The sequence below is a fragment of the Rhodocaloribacter litoris genome, from assembly GCF_011682235.2.
In the GTDB taxonomy this organism is placed as follows: Bacteria; Bacteroidota; Rhodothermia; order Rhodothermales; family ISCAR-4553; genus Rhodocaloribacter; species Rhodocaloribacter litoris.
Window position 1 is genome coordinate 2,646,028 of record NZ_CP076718.1, and the last position, 16,574, is coordinate 2,662,601.

A 16,574-nucleotide genomic window follows, 5' to 3' on the forward strand; every position below is an offset into this window, starting at 1 on the left:
GGGGGGTGGAGGATGAGGGCGCTCAGAACCCGATGAAATAGAGCCGGGGGTCCTGGGCCAGCCCGTTGTGCCAGAGTTCAAAGTGGAGGTGGGGCCCGGTGGTGATCTCGCCGGAGTTGCCGCTGAAGGCAATGGCTTCGCGGTCGCGCACGCGGTCCCCGACGCGCTTGAGCAGGCGCTGGTTGTGTTTGTAGACCGACACGTAGCCGTCGGCGTGCTGGACGGCGATGGTGAAGCCGCCTTCGTGCGTCCAGTCGGCAAAGATCACGTGTCCGTCTCCGACGGCCCGGACGACGCTGCCTTCTTCAACGGCGATGTCGAGGGCATAGTGCCCGGTGCGGGCGTCGAAGCCGCGGGTGGGGAAGCCGTCGACCGGCGGCAGCACCGGAAAGCGAAGCTGGGCGAGATAGCGTTCCCCGGCCGCCGCCGAGACGACCTGCACGGGGAGTGTGGTGGCAGGCAGGCGCTCGAGCGCCAGCGCGGGCTGGGTGTGGTCCTGCCAGTCCTTCGAAAGCGGATCGACGGCGACCTCGGCCAGCTCGCCGGCGACGGCGAAGGCGGGCTCCGGCGGGCGGTCCTGCCCGACGAGCGACGAATCCAGCGGGCCCAGCACGAGCGTGCGGAGCTGCTGCATGTAGCGCTGCTGCGCGGCCAGCGAATCCTGCAGGGCGGCCAGGCGCAACGCGTTCAGCCGCGCCGACCGCTGCATCTCGGCGGTGCCGTAGCCCGGCACCCATTCGCGCAACGGGGTCAAGACGAGCAGGGCCAGCAACAACAGGGTCAGTCCCAGAACCGTGGCCACCCACCCGAGCAGCAGCCGTCGCGGCTGAACCCGGTAGGAGCGCAGCGGCTCCAGGCCCGCCTCGTCCATCACCATCACCGTATAGGTGCCGTGCGGATCACGTATGAATTCGGATAGAAAGGAGAACATGCCCGGGCAACCGAAGTAGAGGGGTGTCACCGGCGCACAACGTGCCCACCGCAAGGCGGGTTCCGTTGGGTCTTCCCGGCGACGTCACGCCGGTTGACTTTGCCCCGTGCCGGATGTAAATTCTTGGAATTTCGCTCCTGCCGAAAACCTTCAGAGATCGATCCAGCCATGCCTCAACACAAATCTGCGATCAAGCGCACACGGCAGAACGCCCGGCGGCGGGCCCGCAACCGGCTGCACCGGAGCAAGATGCGCACCCTGATCAAGAAACTCCGGACCCTGGAAGACCGCGCGCAGGCCGAGCGCCTGCTCAATGAGGTCAAGGCGTACCTCGACCGGCTGGCGAGCCGGGGCATCATCCACAAGAACAAGGCGGCCAACTATAAGAGCAAGCTCGAGAAAAAGGTCCACGCACTCGGATAGCGCCGGGCGCGGCCGGCCGGCATGCCTTCGCCCCCGAAACGCCTGTTTCTCTCGCAGAGGCGGGCTTTTCTTTTTTGGGGCGGCTTTGAGGATCTTGCCGGCATTGCTCGGATATTAAACATCCACACGTCCGAGGCGGGGTGTGGAGAATTTGCGGCAAGTTTGTGTATCTTCTGCCAAGAGCCGGAAAAACCTTCTTTTTTCACCTTACTTAAAAGAGTTTATCGGCGAGTATATCGCCGACTCAAACCGGACATCGACCGTTTAACCCTCCCTTACCGTACGACATGAAAAGCCAGACCACGTTTCCGCTTGTTGCCGCGGTGCTGTTCGCGCTGAGCGCCCTGGGCATGATCGGCTGCCGCAGCGTCCCCGTCGAGGTGCTGTCCGTAAACGGCCCGGACAGCCTGCAGACCAACCAGGCCGGTACCTTCACGGCCACCATCAACGAAGCCGAAGCCAAGAAGCCGATCACGACCACCTGGAACTTCGGCGACAATACCACGGCGGAAGGTACCACGGCCACGCACAGCTACAGCCAGCCGGGTAACTACACGGTCACCTTCACGGCGACCAACCGCGGTGGCCGGTCCTCCGATTCGGAGACCCTGCGCGTCGTCGTCGTCAACCCGCCCGTGCCCGCGCAGATCACCTCCCTCTCGGCGGACAACATGAACCCGGACACCCGCACGGCCGTGCGGTTCCAGGCCAGCGTCCGCGGGGATCAGCCGCTCTCGTACAACTGGAGCTTCGGCGACGGCGGCACCAGCACCGACGCCTCGCCGACGCACACCTTCAGCAACCCCGGCACCTACACCGTCACGCTCAACGTGCGCAACCGGCACGGCTCGGACTCGCGCACGCTGACGCTCAACGTGCGCCTCTACGAGGCGGCCATCTGCCGGGAGATCACGGAGATGAACGCGGCCTTCTTCGACCGCAACAGCAGCGTGTTGACCGAAGCCGCCCGCGCGGCCCTGCAGGACAACCTGGACATCCTGAGCGAGTGCCCGAACCTGAACGTCCGCGTCGAGGGCTTCGCGGCCCCCGGCGAGCGTAACGCCCAGCAGCTCTCGACCGACCGCGCCCGCGCCGTCGAGCAGTTCTACACGCAGGGCGGTATCCCGGCCAGCCGCATCGTGGCCCAGGGCCGCGGCCGCGTCACCGGCATCACCAGCAAGAAGGAAGGCACGAGCCAGTACCGCCGCGCCGACACCATCCCGGTCCGGTAATCCCGGTCATCGGCCTTCAGATTACGGGCGGGCCTGCCTCCGGGCGGGCCCGCCTTTTCTATGCTTGACGGTGCGGCAGGGCTATCCGAACCTCTCCACGTGCTTCCTCGTTTGCCTCCCGTCTCCGGCACCGCTCAACCCCGATGCGCTCATGCCCGGCTTCGACGAACAGGCCCAGGCCCGGCTCGCCCGGGCCCTGAAGCAAGAGGCCGCCCGGCTCGGCTTCGATGCGTGCGGCATCGCCCGGGCCGAGCGCCTCGACGAGGAAGCCCGCCGCCTCGAACAGTGGCTTGCCCGGGGCTACCACGGCACGATGTACTGGATGGAACGCCACTTCGACAAGCGCACCGACCCCCGCCGGCTCGTCGACGGCGCCCGCTCGGTCATCTCGGTGCTGCACAACTATTACCAGCCCGTCGAACAGCCGCAGCGGCCCACGGCCGGCAAGATCAGCCGCTATGCCTGGGGCGACGACTACCACGAGGTGATGAAAGAAAAGCTCTACCGGCTCTATGCCTGGCTGGACGAGCAGGCCGGCGGCATCCACGGACGGGCTTTCGTGGACTCGGCCCCGGTCATGGACAAAGCCTGGGCCCGGCGCAGCGGCCTCGGCTGGATCGGCAAGCACACCAACCTCATCAACCGCTCGCTCGGCTCCTACTTCTTTCTCGGCGAGCTGATCGTGGACGTCCCCCTGCCCCCGGACGGTCCCGTGCCCGACTACTGCGGCACCTGCACCCGCTGCCTCGACGCCTGCCCCACCGACGCCATCGTGCAGCCCTACGTGGTCGACGCCAACCGCTGCATCTCGTACCTGACGATCGAACACCGGGGCGACGACATCCCGGAAGACCTCCGGCCCGGCATGGGCACCTGGATCTTCGGCTGCGACGTGTGCCAGGATGTCTGCCCCTGGAACAAGTTCAAGCGCCCGGCGAGCGAGCCGCGTTACGCCCCGCGTCCCGGCCTCACGGATACGGAACTGCGCGAGTGGGTCGAGCTGGACCTGGAGGAATTCCGCCGGCGTTTTCGCAAAAGCCCCGTCAAGCGGGCCAAACTGGAGGGGTTTCTGCGCAACGTGCGCATCGCGCTGGAGAACGCGGCCGATGCGGGGGAAACCCCGTCTGGTCCCGCGTCATAGCGGCCGGGCCGGCCCGTGGTTTCGCGCACTACCGGTCGCCGGCGGGCAGGAACACGCGGAAGGTGGTGCCTTTTCCCTTCTCGCTCTCGACCTCGATGCGGCCGCCGAGCCGGTCGAGCAGGCGCTTGACCAGGGCCAGGCCAAGCCCGGTGCCCTCGAAGCGGCGGTTGCGCCAGTCTTCCTCCTGCGTGAAGGGGGTGAAGAGCCGGTCGAGGTAGTCTCGGGCCATGCCCACGCCGGTATCGCTCACCTCGACCAGGACCTCCCGCTCCAGCCGGCGGGTGCGGACCGTGACGCCGCCGGATTCGGTGAACTTGAGCGCGTTCGAGAAGAGGTTGCGGAAGATCTGTTCGATGCGTCGCGCATCGCCCAGGACGACGGGGGCGTCCGGGGCGAAGTGGCGATGCACGGTGAGGTTTTTCCGGGCGGCCCGGGACGTCAGGTCGTCGAGCAGGGGGTGAAGTAGGGCATGCAGGTCCAGCGGTACCCGTTCGAGGGGGAGCCCGCCCAGCTCCATGTTCGAGAGGTCGAAGAGGTCGTTGACGAGGCCCAGCAGGTGGTCGGCCCGGTCCCGGATGGCCTCGGCGAACTCGTGTACCTCGGGGGGCAGTTCGGTACCGCATTCCTTCAGCTCGGCGGCCAGCAGTTCGGCGAAGCCATGGACGGCGCCCAGCGGGGTGCGGATCTCGTGGCTCATCGTGGCGATGAAGGCCGTCTTGAGCCGGCTGGCACGTTCGGCCTCCTGCTTGGCCTGCACGAGCAGCTCTTCGGCCTGTTTTTGCTCCGTCACGTCGGTGAGGATACCGCTGACGGTGACGTGCCCGGCGGCGTCGCGGAGGGGGGTGCCGTGCTCGCGCAGCCAGCGGAGGCTCCCGTCCCGGTGCCGGATGCGATAGATGACGCGGCTTTCGTGCCCGCTCCGGAGTCGTTCGTCGTGGGCGCGGACGTGTGCCCGGTCGTCGGGGTGGACCAGGGCTTCACTCCAGTCCAGGGACGTCTCGCCGTGTGCGAGCAGGGCGGCCGGCTCGTATCCGACGAGTGCTTCTACCTGCGGGGTGATGAAGACGTACCGGCGCGTTCCCGTTTCGGAGAAGGTGAAGTGGAAGAGGGCATCGTCGATGGTCGAGAGGGTCAGCCGGTAGCGGCTATCGACCTGCACCCAGGTCCACAGCGTCTCGAAGACCTCGACGAGTTGCTCGATGCACGCGCGCTCGGTGTCCGACCAGGCCGCCTGCCTGCCTTCGACCCGTTCGAGCAGCACGAAGCCGGCCCTCCGTCCGGTCTCGTAAAAGGGGATCCAGAGGGCTTCGGCGGCGCCGGTGAGGTGCAGCAACACCCGGGTCTCGGGGGTCCCGGCGTGGGCGTGGATCGACCGGGGCGCGGCAGGCGGTGCGGGCTCCCGGAGCGGGGCGATCTCGCGATGGCGCACGACGAGCGGGTCCGGCCGGTGGTCTCCGGCGCTCCATACGGTCCGGCTCGCACAGTAGTCGTCGACGGTGTTGTGCACGAGGATATGGGCGCGGTCGGCCCCGCAGGCCCGGCCCAGCATGGCGGCCGCCGCCCGCAGGAACGGGGTCTCTTCGGGATGTGCCAGGGCGGCGGAGCGGAGCTCGGCCTCGGCCCGGGCATAGCGGTCGTGCAACGACAGGGTTTCTTGCTGCTCCCTGGTGCGGGTTACGTCCTCGACCATCAACACGCCGCCGACGATGCAGCCGTCCGGGTTACGAATCGGGGACCCGTGCACGAGCAGGTGGCGCACCCCGCCCCCGGCAGGCCGGAGGAACGACACCTCGGCGCCGTGGAAGGCTTCGCCCGCCGAGAGGAGGGCCTTCACACGGCCCCGGAGCCGCGCGTCCAGCCCCGGCATGTCGAAGAGGTTCAGGCCGATCCAGGCATCCTCGGCGCGCTCGCCGACGAGTTGCCGGAACGGGTGGTTTTCGAACGTCACCGTTCCGTCGGCGTCGAGGTGGAGCAGGCCCAGCGGGCTTTGTTCGAGAAACGTTCGGTTGAGCAATTCGCTCTGAAAAAGGGCTTCCTGCAGTTCGTGCCGGGCCGTTGCGTCGAGGACGAGCCCGGCGAGGGTGTGCTCTTCGGCGAAGAGATGCCACTCGGCCGCACGGAGGTGCCGGTCCCGTGTGAAGAAGCGCACCGTCACGGTGGCCGCACCGGCGTTCAGGGCCGCCTGCCGGGCCTGTTGCAAACGGCTTCGATCCTCCGGAAGGCTTACCTCGTCCCAGAACGCCCGGCCGGTCACCTCTGCCGCCGTATACCCCGTCAGCCGGTGTACGGCGGGGCTGGCATAGACCACGGTCCCGTCGGCCCGCATGTGCAGGACGACCACCGGTGCTTTCTCAAGAAGAGACCGGAGATCGACCGGCGCTTCCCCGGTCGTCTCATTTTTGTTCGGATAACCCATCGGCAGCCAGCCCTTCGTTTGACACAGGCCGACCCTGCACAGATCGTTCCATTCGCCCGGAAGTACGCCGGGCCGCCTCCGGGTATGGGGCGAGCAGCCTCCGGGCAAGGCGATGCATCCGGCTGCCGTCCCCGCCCGGCGGCGTCTTCGAAGGCGGGGCCGGACCGGAGGGAGACGAAGATTTTTCTGGCGTTTTCGGGTTCGAAGGGGCGATTTTTCCACCCGTAGCCGTGGTCTCCCGGCCCCTTGCCCCGGGACGCGGTCGCACGTCTCAGCGGGTAACGCCCGTCCGTTGCTCGTGCGGCACGATGCCCGCCAGCCAGCCGAGCCCGCAGAGTACCTGGAACGCGGCGAAGGTGAGGAAGCCCCCGCGCAGGTCGAGCAGGCCGGCTTCGAGCAGGAGGCTGGCGGTGAGGATGCTCGCCGTGTCGGCGAGCATGACGAGCAGCCACTCGGTGGCGAAGACCCGTCCCCGGTACCGGTCGACGGTGCGTTCCTGGAGCAGGACGGTCGAGAGCACCCAGTTGGCGCCGCTGGTGGCATGGGCGGCGACGACGAAGACGGCCACGGCGTAGGTCCACGGCAGGCCGCCCACGAGGCCGTAGCACAGCCCGCTGAAGGTGATACAGGCGCCGATGAGGACGGGCCAGCGCCGCCGGTCCCGGAAGAAGGCGCGGGCCAGCACCGGTCCCACACCCGTGCCGAAGCCGCGCGCGGCGAACAGCACGCCGATGCCCACCGACGTGGCCCCGGGCGTGAGCGTCTCGCCCAGCAGGGTGAGCATGTAGACGAGCGCTCCGCCGGCCGCAGCCCACGTTCCCTTCGCCAGGGCGATCCGGGCCACGGGCGGGTGGGTGCGCAGGTAGCGCCATCCCTCCGCGATTTTGCCGAACGCCGCCCGCACGGGCAACTTCGTCCCCTCCTCCGTATCCTGGGGGATAACCGTCCGGTAGATGAAAAAGGCGGAGACGAGGTAGGTGAGGCTGTCCAGGACGAAGACGGCCTTCAGGCCCAGCCAGGCTGCCGCGAAGCCGCCCAGCGCGGCTCCCAGCGTCAGCAGCGCCGACCAGGTGGCGGACATGAGCGCGTTGGCCGTCAGCAGCTCGCGCGGCGTCGTGATGTTGGGGATCGAGGCGCTCTGCGCCGGGGGGAACACCGAGCCGATGACCACCTGCAGCGCCGTCAGCACGTAGACCAGGTACACTTCCCCCGGCTCGTCGACGAGCAGGAAGCCGAGCACGACCACCGCTCGCAGCAGGTCCGAGGCGATCATCACCCGGCGGCGGCTGAACCGGTCCACGAGGACGCCGGCCAGGGGTGAGGCCAGCGCCCACGGCAGCATCTTCGTGATGAACACGGCCCCGAGCGCCAGCGGCGAGCCCGTCAGCTCGCTCACCAGCGTATAGAGCGCAATGGTGTTGAACCAGTCGCCCAGGAGCGAGACCACGTTGCCGATCCACAGCCGCCGGAAGTGGACGTTGTCCCGGATGAGTTCCACGTACCCGGCCGGTGCGCCCGGCGGCGGGGACTCGGCCGGGGTCGCCTCCATCGGGGGTTTGCTCATGGTCGGTGGTCCGGCAGCCCGGCGCCGGTCATTGCTCCGTGGCGTCCGCTTCGGCCCGTGTCTCCGCGGTGGCGGGCTGCTCGGGGCGCAACAGGGGGAAGAGGATGACGTCGCGGATGGAGGGCTGGTCGGTCATGATCATCGCCAGGCGGTCGATGCCCACCCCCAGGCCGGCCGTCGGGGGCATGCCGTACTCGAGGGCGCGGAGGAAGTCCTCGTCGAGTTGCATGGCCTCCTCGTCGCCGCCGGCGCGCAGGCGGGCCTGCTCCAGGAACCGCGCCCGCTGGTCCTCCGGGTCGTTCAGCTCGCTGAAGGCATTGCAGATCTCCTTCGCGTTGCAGATGACCTCGAAGCGCTCCACCAGGCCGGGCTTCGAGCGGTGCCGCTTGGCCAGCGGGCTCAGCTCCACCGGGTAGTCGATGACGAAGGTGGGCTGGATCAGCTTCGGCTCCACGAACGCCCCGAAGATCTCGTCGATGATCTTGCCGCTGCCCATCGTGTCGTCGATCTCCAGCCTCAGCCCCTCGGCGATGGCGGCCAGCTCGTCGCGGCTCTTGCCGTAGAGGTCGTGGCCCGTCTCCTTCTCGATGGCCTCCAGCATCGGGATGCGCGGCCAGGGACGGCGGAACGAGATCGTTTGCCCGCCCACGGTCACCTCGGGCGTGCCGTGGAGCGTCACGGCCACGTGCTCGAGCATCTCCTCCACCAGGTCCATCATCCAGTGGTAGTCCTTGTAGGCCACGTAGAGCTCCAGCATGGTGAACTCCGGGTTGTGGAACCGGCTGAGGCCCTCGTTCCGGAAGTCCTTGGCGATCTCGTAGACCCCTTCGAACCCGCCCACGATGAGCCGCTTCAGGTACAGCTCGTCGGCGATGCGGAGGTAGAGGTCGAGCCCGAGCGCGTTGTGGTGGGTGATGAAGGGCCGGGCCGAGGCACCGCCGTAGACGGGCTGCAGCACGGGCGTCTCCACCTCCAGGTAGCCGCGCTCGTCGAGGAAGCGGCGGAGGGTGGTGATCATCTGCGCCCGCTTCCGGAAGACGTCGCGCACCTCGGGGTTGACGATCAGGTCCACGTAACGCTGGCGGTACCGGAATTCCTTGTCCGTCACCTCGTTGTAGATCTTCCCCTCGGCCTCCTTCACCACGGGCAGCGGCCGCAGCGCCTTCGCCAGCAGCTCCAGCCGCCCGGCGTGCACCGACACCTCGCCCATCTTCGTGCGGAAGACGAACCCTTCCACCCCCACGATGTCGCCGATGTCGAGCAGCTTCTTGAAGACCTGGTTGTAGAAGCCCTCGGGCAGGTCGTCGCGGCGGACGTAGACCTGGATCTGCCCGGTGGCGTCCTGCAGGTGGAAAAAGGCGGCCTTGCCCATGACCCGTTTGGACATGATCCGCCCGGCGATGGAGACGCGGAACGGTTCCGGAGCGGTGCCGTCCTCGCCGGGCTGGTGGCGGGCGTCGTCGAACTGCGCCAGGATCTCGGCGGCGCGGGCCGTCACGTCCCAGGCGTACGGGTACGGGTTGATGCCGAGCTCTTCGAGCATCGTGCGCTCTTCGCGGCGCCGGCGTTCCTGTTCGGAGAGCGGTCGGTCGGTCATGGGTCTGCGCGGTCGGAGGTCAGCAAAACAAAAGGACGCAGCCCGGACGCGGGGACGAGCGGGCGTCCCGTCCGGGCCACGTCCTGCCAAAGATAACGGTTACGTGCCAGGGTGTGCCGCGGATTGCCGGTTGTTTTTTTGCGAAACCGGTGTTTTGCCGGGCGTAGGGCGTCTCGCGCGGGATGCGGTCTCGTCTTGCCGGGGCCTGCGCGGCCCGGCGTTTCGAGCCGGACGGTCGCGGTCGCCGCAGTCCGTGCCCGGCGGAGTCATCCGGCCGGCTTCGGCGGGTAGTCCGGCAGGGGTCGGACGGTCATCTCGACGCGTTCGAGCGGCTGGTCGCCGAGGGCGGGATGGGCGGGCCGGCCCTGGCTTTTCGGTGTGGGGGTGGTGGCGATGCGGTCGAGCACGTCGAAGCCTTCGACGACCTCGCCGAAGACGGTGTACTGCATGTCCAGGAAGGGGGCGCTGCCGTCGCGGAGGTAGGCGGTGCGGGCCGCGTCCGAGAAGCGGAAGTCCGGGTTGTTCGTGGCCGTTCGGATCTGGGCCTCCATCTGTGCCAGCATTGTTTCGTCGATCGGGTTGGTGCCGTGGACGATATAGAACTGGCTGCCGCTGGAGCGCCGCTCGGGGTTGACGTGGTCGCCCTGCCGGGCCGTGGCCAGGGCGCCGCGCTTGTGGTAGAAGCGGGGGTGGAACTCGGCCGGGAGGGTGTAGCCCGGGCCGCCCTGCCCGTCGTTGTAGGGGTCGTCGTCTTTCGAGTTGGGGTCGCCGCCCTGGATCATGAAGCCCGCGATGACGCGGTGAAACGTGGTGCCGTCGTAGAACCCCCGGGCCACCAGCTTCTTGAAGTTGTCGCGGTGGAGGGGGGTCTCGTCGTAGAGGCGGACGACCATGCGGCCGTAGCGCGTTGCGATCTCGTAGTAGTTCGTCTCGGGCAGGTCGAGCGTGTCGGCTTCGGCGGTCATGCGGGGGTCTGGCGGGGTGGTGTGCTCGGAGGTTTCGGCCGGCGCCTCGCGCCCCGTCTCGCAGGCCAGGAGCAGGGCCAGCGGCACCAGCCAGGCGAAAGCACGTCGGGCGGTCATGGTTCGGTTACCGTGTTGCGCAGTCTTTTTTTTGGCGATTGAAGCATGGCAGGTTTTCGGCCGGGGTGACGCCGGTGCCTACGTCCCGTGTCCTACGCCGGCCTCGTCCAGGAACTCGTCGAAGTAGCGGAGGATGGCCAGACGGAGGAGTTTTTCCTGGGTTTCGACGTCGAGGTCGGGCAGGGGGCGGGTACGTTCCCAGATCCAGAAGCCGTCGTCGTTCATCCCGACGCGCTCGTAGAGCCCCAGCGTTTCGAAGACGCAGTAGGTGCCTTCCATGATGAGGCTCTGCTTGCGGTCCCGGTCCAGGTCGGGCTGGTAGCCGCTGCCGTGGGCCTGGATGCCGATGAGGAAGAGGACGGCCTCGATGGTGGCGGGGCGACCGAAGCGCCGCTGCATCCAGGCGTCGAGGTGTTGCCAGCGGGTCTCCACCTCGGCGGCGTCGGTGGCGAGCAGGGCTTCGATGTGATCGTCCGTCATGACGACATCCAGTGCGCGGCTTCGGCCAGCAGGGCGTGTTCATGGCGGCGGAGCAGCCGCATGGCGAGGCTGCCCAGGAGCCGGGCGGGATGCCCGCGCGGGCGCCCGGCGACGACGGCGGCGATCTGCTTCACGCCGGCCTCGATGGCCTGCAGGGCTTCGGCCAGGGCGAACCACCACAGGCTCTCGCCCGCCGGTTCCGCACGCGCACGCGGCTTCAGGGCCAGCATCTTGCGGCCCGGGTCTTGCAGGGCCTTCTCCAGCGTGGCCGAGAAGGCGTCGAGGCCGGCTATCATGCCGGTGAGCTTCTCGCGTTGTGCCAGCGACATGGCCGAAGCGGCCACAGTCTGTTCGGACCGGCGGATGCGCGCCAGCACCTGCAGGATCGTCACGATGACGGACTGCCCGGTCGCATCGCCGAGCCGGCCTTCTTCGGCCAGCAGGCGGGCGCGATCCGCTTCGGGGCAGGCCGGCGGGTCGAGGGTTGCCTCCGGTGTCCGGGTGGTGGACTGCCCGGCTTCGGGCAACCCGTCCGGAAGCGTCACACGTCCAAATCTATGGGAAAAACGTCGGGGTCTCCAGGTGAACGGCGTATCGTCGTCCATGCATAACCCTTTGTTTGTTCGACTTTTTGTTGGGCGGACCACCTACCCCGAGGCGTGCATAAGGTTCCTCAGGGCGGGGGTGCTAGGGATCCAGAAGCGGGTCGCCGGGTGGGTCGAGGGCGGCGTGCAGCAGGTCGAGCAGGGACCGGGCGTCTTCGGGGTTGAGCCGGCCGCTGCGCACGGCCACGCGGACGGTTTCGCCGGTCAGGGCCGCGTAGACGGGCAGCAGGTGGGGCAGGTCCTGGTGGAGGGCCTGCAGGTGGCGGCGCACCGTCTCGCGGTCGCCCCGGGCCACAGGGCCGGTGAGGGCCTCCTCCGGCAGCCGATCGGCCAGGTTACGCCAGGTTCCTTCGACCAGGGGTTGCAACATCGCGCGGGCGGTGGGGCGGTCGAAGCCGGCGCCGGCGAGCACCTCGGCGGCGAGCGCCATCAGGGTGACGAGAAAGTTCGAGGCGAGGGTGGCGGCCAGGTGGTAGCGGGGGCCGGCTCCGGCGGGGATCGTCACGGGACGAGCGCCCAGGCCGGTCGCCAGGCGTTCGCCGAAGGCGCGGGCCGCCGGCCGGCCTTCCAGCCCCACGTAGATGCCGTCGAACCGCTCGGGCGGGCTGCCGGGAGGGAAGGACTGGAGCGGGTGGAAGCGGAGGGTGAGGGCGCCGCGCCGGGCCAGGGGGGCCAGGGCTTCGCTGGAGCGGGTGCCGGAGGTGTGGGCGACCACCGTGCCCGCCCAGTCGCGTGGGAGCCGGGACAGGGCTTCGACCAGGGGCGCCAGCGCGTCGTCGGGAACGCAGCACAGGACGACCTCCACGTCCCCGGGCAGGTCGTCGAGCGGGGTGGCGACGGCGCCCACGCGGGCGGCCAGGCGACGTGCCGACACCCCGGAACGGCTCACGACGGCGCGAACCGTATAGCCGCATGCGGCCAGGCGCAGGCCGAGGGCCGTACCCAGGCCCCCCGCTCCGATCAGGGCGAAGCGGGGCGAGGCGTTCGTTGCGTGGTCGTGCTGCGTCACGACGGGTCTCGCAGGATGTGCGGGTCGCTCGACGTCCGAAAGCCGGGTCTACCGCCGGTCGCGCCCGCCGCCGGTCGCGATGACGGCCCCGAGGAAGCCCGGCCGGTCTTCGGCGGGGGGCTGCAATGCCACGATCTCCGCCGTCAGGTTGGCCCGCCGGTGCAGGGCTGCCAGCACCGCCACCAGCACGGCGCCTTTGCCCTGCATCAGCACCTGCTCGCTGTTGAGCAGTTGCATCAGCCGGGAGACGTCCAGCGCCCTGAGGGCCTCCTCGAACCGGTTTAGCGCCTCCGGTGCGGCCGCCAGCACGTTCGCGCAGGCGACGACCAGCGTGCGCTGGTTGTAGGACACTTCGCCGATGGCATAGCCGAGCTCCCGGCACATCTCTGGCGTCTCTTCACCCATCACCACCGGAACGATGTCGAACGCGGGCAGCATCAACTGCAGAAACGGCAACTGCACGTCGATGCCGTCGACGTGAAAGTGGCCGGTGTCGTCGAGGAAGATGTCGTCTTCCTCGTCGCAGAGCTCGTTTCGCACCTTGTCGTTGACCCGCAGCGCGCCGAGCGGGGTCTGGTACGTGTCGACGCGGCAGATCGTCATGCGGCGAAACGGGCCGGTGTGGCTGGGCGCGACCAGGATGACCGTGTCGTATCTCCGGTTTTCGAGCGTTTTGTACACGGTCGCTGCGATGGCGCCGCCGCTCACCAGGTTGGCATCGGGCACGATCAGCGCCTGGATGTCGCCCGCGATGGCGGGCGGGGAGGCGGCTTGCAGGAGCTCTTCGAGCTGCTGCCGGAGCGGCCGGGGCTGCGTGGCGTAGACAGCACTTTCGTGGTGGTGCATGGGAACGCGCAGGGGGAAGCTCACAGGGGACGGGGCCGGTCAGGCCCGGGATGATTCAACCGGGAAACCCGGGTCGAGGTTTTAGGAAGGAAGGGGGGGCCCGGGAACGATGGGGGTTCCCGTGGGGGAGGGGGCGTCGGTCATTCCGGCGGTGGTTGCCAGGCGTTCGAGCAGCGCCACGAGGCCGTTCTGTTGCCGGAGGGCGTCGACGAAGGCGTGCACGTCCGTCTGGTACTCGGGGCGCCATTCGAGCGTGGCCAGTACGGGGGTCGGGGCGGCCAGTTCGCGCAGGGCTTCGGGGTTGAGGGATTCGGCGAAGCCGTCGCCATACTGCCCGTAGCCGTTGAGCACGAAGCCGAGCGGCTGCACGCCCATCACCAGCATCATCCGATGGGTGAGCATGCAATGGTTGAGGGTGCCGCGTCCCGAGCGCCCGATGATGATCGACGGCAGTTCGAAATCCTTGAGCAGGTCGATCATGTCGTAGCGCCGGGCGATGGGGACGAGCACCCCGCCGCCCTCGACGACGACGAACTTGCCCTGGGCCCGCAACGCGTGATAGGCGTCGAGCACCAGGCGCAGGTTCACCGGCCTGCCCTCGACCTGGCTGGCGACGTAGGGTGCCGCCGGGGTCTCGTACGTGACGGGCATCAGCAGCCGGCGTGGCTCCCGCACGCCGATCTGGCGAAGCAGGGCGGTCGCACTTTCGACCGAGCCGCCCGTCAGGATCGGCGTCATCATCGTGGCGTCGACCCCCATCTCCCGGAGCAGGGCCACGATGCCCACCCCGATCAGGGTTTTACCTACACCCCGGGCCGTACCCACCAGAAAGAGCCCGTCTGCCATGGTACGCCTGCGTCTCGCTGCGCCGAAATGAGCCGAACTGCCGGCAGGTCAAAGTAGGACGTCCCGGGACAATCATCAAGCCGGGTGGAGCGAAGTGTGCGCGAATCGCAGGCCGGCGGCCGGTCCGGGATCGTCAGGAAGGCGGGATGATCAGACGGACCGTCTCGCCGGGGAAGACGGTGATTTCCTCGTCCAGGAGCAGCCGGTTGCTTCCGATCGGATCGGCCAGGAAGCGGAGGGTGCTGCCGCCGCGTACGAGGTCGTCCGGCAGGGTGAAGACCTGGCGTCGCGATCCGGTCACGATGCCGAGCCGGACCCGCTGCGCACCCCGCAGCACGTAGAGGGTTATGTCCAGAAAGTGGCGGTTGTCCACCTCCACAAAGGCTTCGTCCCGCCGGTTGTCGTCCGTGCGACCGTGCAGGCACCCGGCGACGATCAGCCCCAGCAACCCGTAGAGCACGTAGCGCATGACCCACCTTCCGATGCGAGGGGAACGGACCGCTCGTTTCCCCACAGGGGTATAGAAGGACACGGCCCGTTTGTTTCGCCGGGGCCCGGCCGGCGAATTAAACTTTTCTTTTGATGTTTTCCTCGCCACACCGGAAATTGCCCGTGTCTCCTCCAACTCTTTACACGCAGGCAAACGTATGCCATACCTTCAGCAAACGAAAGTCTACGACGTGTGCATCGTCGGGTCCGGGGCGGGCGGCGGTATGGCGGCCCGCATCCTCACCGAAGCCGGCGCGGAGGTGGTGATGCTCGAAGCCGGGCCCATGTGGGACGCCGCGAAAGACGGTCACATGTTCACCTGGAACTACGAGTCGATGCGCCGGGGAGCCGCCACCGACGAGAAGCCCTTCGGGGAGTTCGACGGCTGCATCGGTGGCTGGGAGATCGAGGGCGAGCCCTACACCCATGCCGAGGGCACGACGTGGGACTGGTTCCGCGCCCGGATGCTCGGGGGGCGCACCAACCACTGGGGCCGTATCTCCCTGCGCTTCGGCCCGGACGACTTCCGCCGACGTTCGCTCGACGGGGCCGGCGACGACTGGCCCATCACCTACGACGAGCTCAAGCCGTACTACGACCGCCTCGACCGCATGGTCGGTCTCTTCGGCTCGGTCGAGAACATCTACAACGAGCCCGACGGCCTCTTCCTCCCGCCGCCGAAGCCGCGCTGCTACGAGCTGCTGGTGATGAAAGGCTGCGAGCGGCTGGGCATTCCGGTGATTCCCTCGCGTCTCTCGATCCTGACGCGCCCGATGCATGGCCGCCCGGCCTGCCACTACTGCGGGCAGTGCGGGCGCGGGTGCGGGGTGCACGCCAACTTTTCCTCTCCGTCGGTGCTGTTGCCGCCGGCGCTGGCCACCGGGCGGCTCACGATCATCCCGCACGCCATGGCCCGCGAGGTGCTCACCGACACCGAAGGGCTGGCCACGGGCGTCTCGTACGTCGACACACAGACCCTGCAGGAGCACCAGGTGCGGGCCCGCATCGTGGTGCTGGCCGCCAGCGCCTGCGAGACGGCCCGCCTGCTGCTCAACTCGAAGTCGCCCCGCCACCCGAACGGCCTGGCCAACTCGAGCGATCTCGTCGGCAAGTACCTGATGGACTCGACCGGGAGCGACGCCGCCGGCTTCATCCCGCAGCTCGTCGACATGCCGCCGCACAACGAGGACGGCGTCGGCGGGATGCACATCTACATCCCCTGGTGGCTGGAGAAGGCGCGGCTCCCGTTCCGGCGCGGCTACCACATCGAGGTCTGGGGCGGGCGCGGCATGCCCGCCTATGGCTTCGGCAGCGGCATCCACCGGCTCAACGGCCGCCTGCCCGGGCCGGACGGCCGGCCGCGCCCGCGCGGCGGCGGCGGCTACGGCGCTACGCTCAAGGACGACTACCGCCGGCTCTATGGCGCCGTCATCGGCTTCTCGGGGCGCGGCGAGATGATCGCCCGGAAGGAGAACTACTGCGAGATCGACCCGGACGTGGTGGACAAGTACGGCATCCCGGTGCTGCGCTTCCACGTCACCTGGAGCGACGAGGAGTATGCCCAGATCAAGCACTTCCAGGAGACGGCCCGCGAGATCATCGAGGCCATGGGCGGCATCCCGCTCGGCGACATGCCGGGGAAGGAGGAAGGCTACGGCATCCTCGCGCCCGGCCGCATCATCCACGAGGTCGGCACCACCCGCATGGGAAACGACCCGAAGACGTCCGTCCTCAACGCCTACTGCCAGGCCCACGACGTGAAGAACCTCTTCGTCGCCGACGCCGGCCCGTTCGTCTCGCAGGCCCACAAAAACCCGACGTGGACGATCATGGCGCTGGCCATGCGCACGGCCGAGTACATCGCCGCGGAGCGCAACCGGGGCAACCTGTGAGGGCCGGGAAAACAGCCAGGC

General features: G+C 68.4%; 15 protein-coding genes. 4 read left to right on the forward strand and 11 right to left on the reverse strand.

The window, feature by feature from the left end; translation table 11 throughout:
- Positions 1-22 precede the first annotated feature (22 nt).
- Entirely contained in the window at positions 23-985 is a 963-nt protein-coding gene (locus GQ464_RS11085; RefSeq protein WP_228350219.1) for a M23 family metallopeptidase, read from the reverse strand.
- Between the two features lie 114 nt (positions 986-1,099).
- Here GQ464_RS11085 and rpsT point away from each other — a divergent pair, with 114 nt between their 5' ends.
- The 3 genes from rpsT to queG all read left to right on the forward strand — a co-directional run bounded on the left by rpsT (position 1,100) and on the right by queG (position 3,727).
- The gene (gene rpsT / locus GQ464_RS11090; RefSeq protein ID WP_166979178.1) at positions 1,100-1,354 is read left to right on the forward strand and encodes a 30S ribosomal protein S20; all 255 of its coding nucleotides are present in this window, start codon (positions 1,100-1,102) and stop codon (positions 1,352-1,354) included.
- A gap of 287 nt (positions 1,355-1,641) precedes the next feature.
- Positions 1,642-2,586 (forward strand): OmpA family protein, encoded by a 945-nt coding sequence (locus tag GQ464_RS11095; protein WP_166979181.1) that lies wholly within the window; start codon positions 1,642-1,644, stop codon positions 2,584-2,586.
- A gap of 151 nt (positions 2,587-2,737) precedes the next feature.
- The gene (queG, locus tag GQ464_RS11100; protein ID WP_166979184.1) at positions 2,738-3,727 is read left to right on the forward strand and encodes a tRNA epoxyqueuosine(34) reductase QueG; all 990 of its coding nucleotides are present in this window, start codon (positions 2,738-2,740) and stop codon (positions 3,725-3,727) included.
- 28 nt (positions 3,728-3,755) lie between these two features.
- Here queG and GQ464_RS11105 read toward each other — a convergent pair whose 3' ends face one another.
- From GQ464_RS11105 to GQ464_RS11150, 10 genes are all read right to left on the reverse strand, one after another.
- On the reverse strand, positions 3,756-6,143 hold the full coding sequence (locus tag GQ464_RS11105) for a sensor histidine kinase (protein ID WP_166979187.1): 2,388 nt from the start codon (positions 6,141-6,143) through the stop codon (positions 3,756-3,758).
- Positions 6,144-6,414: 271 nt separating this feature from the next.
- Positions 6,415-7,707, reverse strand: coding sequence for an MFS transporter (locus GQ464_RS11110; protein ID WP_228350220.1), 1,293 nt, complete (start codon positions 7,705-7,707; stop codon positions 6,415-6,417).
- A 28-nt stretch (positions 7,708-7,735) separates the two neighbouring features.
- A complete protein-coding gene (gene lysS, locus GQ464_RS11115; protein WP_166979190.1) occupies positions 7,736-9,304 on the reverse strand; it encodes a lysine--tRNA ligase in 1,569 nt (522 codons plus the stop codon).
- Positions 9,305-9,570: 266 nt separating this feature from the next.
- On the reverse strand, positions 9,571-10,386 hold the full coding sequence (locus GQ464_RS11120) for a peptidylprolyl isomerase (RefSeq protein ID WP_166979194.1): 816 nt from the start codon (positions 10,384-10,386) through the stop codon (positions 9,571-9,573).
- 78 nt (positions 10,387-10,464) lie between these two features.
- On the reverse strand, positions 10,465-10,866 hold the full coding sequence (locus tag GQ464_RS11125; protein ID WP_166979197.1) for a hypothetical protein: 402 nt from the start codon (positions 10,864-10,866) through the stop codon (positions 10,465-10,467).
- Positions 10,863-11,411: a hypothetical protein gene (locus GQ464_RS11130; protein ID WP_166979200.1), complete on the reverse strand. Its 549-nt coding sequence runs from the start codon at positions 11,409-11,411 to the stop codon at positions 10,863-10,865. Before GQ464_RS11130 ends, GQ464_RS11125 begins: the two co-directional genes overlap by 4 nt.
- Before the next feature lie 142 nt (positions 11,412-11,553).
- Positions 11,554-12,480: a Rossmann-like and DUF2520 domain-containing protein gene (locus tag GQ464_RS11135; RefSeq protein ID WP_166979203.1), complete on the reverse strand. Its 927-nt coding sequence runs from the start codon at positions 12,478-12,480 to the stop codon at positions 11,554-11,556.
- A 48-nt stretch (positions 12,481-12,528) separates the two neighbouring features.
- A complete protein-coding gene (gene amrB / locus GQ464_RS11140) occupies positions 12,529-13,326 on the reverse strand; it encodes an AmmeMemoRadiSam system protein B (protein WP_166979208.1) in 798 nt (265 codons plus the stop codon).
- 81 nt (positions 13,327-13,407) lie between these two features.
- Complete coding sequence (bioD, locus tag GQ464_RS11145; protein WP_166979211.1) at positions 13,408-14,172, reverse strand: dethiobiotin synthase; 765 nt, start codon at positions 14,170-14,172, stop codon at positions 13,408-13,410.
- 133 nt (positions 14,173-14,305) lie between these two features.
- Complete coding sequence (locus GQ464_RS11150) at positions 14,306-14,641, reverse strand: hypothetical protein (RefSeq protein ID WP_166979214.1); 336 nt, start codon at positions 14,639-14,641, stop codon at positions 14,306-14,308.
- Between the two features lie 178 nt (positions 14,642-14,819).
- Between GQ464_RS11150 and GQ464_RS11155 the strand changes: the two genes are divergently transcribed.
- The gene (locus tag GQ464_RS11155; RefSeq protein ID WP_166979217.1) at positions 14,820-16,553 is read left to right on the forward strand and encodes a GMC family oxidoreductase; all 1,734 of its coding nucleotides are present in this window, start codon (positions 14,820-14,822) and stop codon (positions 16,551-16,553) included.
- Positions 16,554-16,574 lie beyond the last annotated feature (21 nt).